General features: G+C 42.1%; 1 protein-coding gene. It reads right to left on the reverse strand.

Features of this window, described 5'->3' with window-relative positions; all coding sequences use genetic code 11:
• Positions 1-1,551: hypothetical protein (locus KDK16_RS06005; protein WP_257275162.1), on the reverse strand; the 1,551-nt coding region annotated here is incomplete at both ends.

The following is a 1,551-nucleotide window of genomic DNA, read 5'->3' on the forward strand; positions in this document are numbered from 1 at the left end:
CCGGGTAATGGCAAGGCAAAATAACTGGAGTTACCCAACAACGGGCTAAGGAACAGCCAACGACGTCCGGTATCATGAAAGGCCGGGATCGTTGATGTGGGCATAACGCCAAAGTTGCCATTAAGCACTCCAATGTCGTGAATGGCGTTCAACAAGCCTCGCTCTGCGATCGCGTAAGGGGTGCTACTTCCATCAGGAGTATGAGCGTATTGACCGTAATTTTTTGTCGCTTTGAAGTGGTAGACCCGGTAGGCTTTTTCACCATTAGCATTGTTGATCACTTGTAAACGGTCAGTGAAACTTTGGATACTTTCGGGAAGATCCTTTTCCAATACGATGAGGTACTGACCAAAACGGGGTAGCTGGCTTTTAAAGCGTTTATTAAGCACCCTGGCAATAAATTGATGCATAATGCCCTCTTGCGCCAGCGTGGCTATAGATTCTCCAAGTCGCTGGAATTTATAGTAATCAACGCTCTCACCATTGCATATTGCCAGTGTACGGCCACCCACGACGCTTCCCTTTTCTTCAAATAGCGACAAGGAATGTTGATATTGAGCGCGATAAACCTCTTCAAAGTATGTGCCACCTGCACGGTCAAATTCTGATTGCAACTGACGACTGGCGTCTTTATCTGCAAACTGAAAACCGTAGGCGTGGAGAGACACCAACAGCTTGAATGCCGGAGTATTGGCTTGTTGAAATCTGAGAGGATTTACCGGTTCTGTCAATGCGCTGGAGACATCCAGCTCCGAGAAAAGGGCCGGGTTATTGAGATAAGCCAGAGCATCATCAATTAATTGTCGGGGTACACAATATTTCCAATCCGTCATTAACCGACGTTTGTTTACAACGATCCTGTTAGCCAGAACATGAATAAGCCTTTGTCGGATTGCCGGGTCAGTGCAACACTTCTCCAGATATTCCTTGTCATTAAAACGAGCTAAAAAAAATTGAAAATGTTCAATGTAGTCTATTATGACTTTGGCATTATCGGGCCGTAAACGTCTATCGACAATACGCTGCTCTCCAACATCAAAAGGCTCATACGCGAGCACCATAGCATCTTGCTTCAGCCTTATTTCTTCCGGAAAATGACAGGAATGATCACAAGGAAAATACGCATAAACAATATTCATGATGCGGGTTTTAAAGTCATCACTCGCATTAACTTTATTAAAGAAAAAAGAAACAATCTGCGAATCAAAATGTCGGCTTATTTCTGGTCTACTGATTAACAGGCCTGATAGGGATTCTTTTCCTGTTTCAATCAGCTTCTGAAGCAACGCATCATCTATATTTTTAACAACTAAAACAAAAAAAGGATTAGCTTCTACCAGTCTTCTTAGCAATAAAGCAAGTTTTTCCCCATCATCCCTGTATCTATCTATGCAACATCGATAAACATCAGATAAGGGATAAACTTTTGAACCTTCGATTTCCATCATTACTTCCAATGCTGTCGAAGTAATTTTTATAAGTACTTCTTCAAAAAAGTCAGGATCATTGTCCAGCATCTCATATTCATTATCACCTTGAAAAATATTGATA

It is taken from the genome of Endozoicomonas sp. SESOKO4 (genome assembly GCF_024606275.1).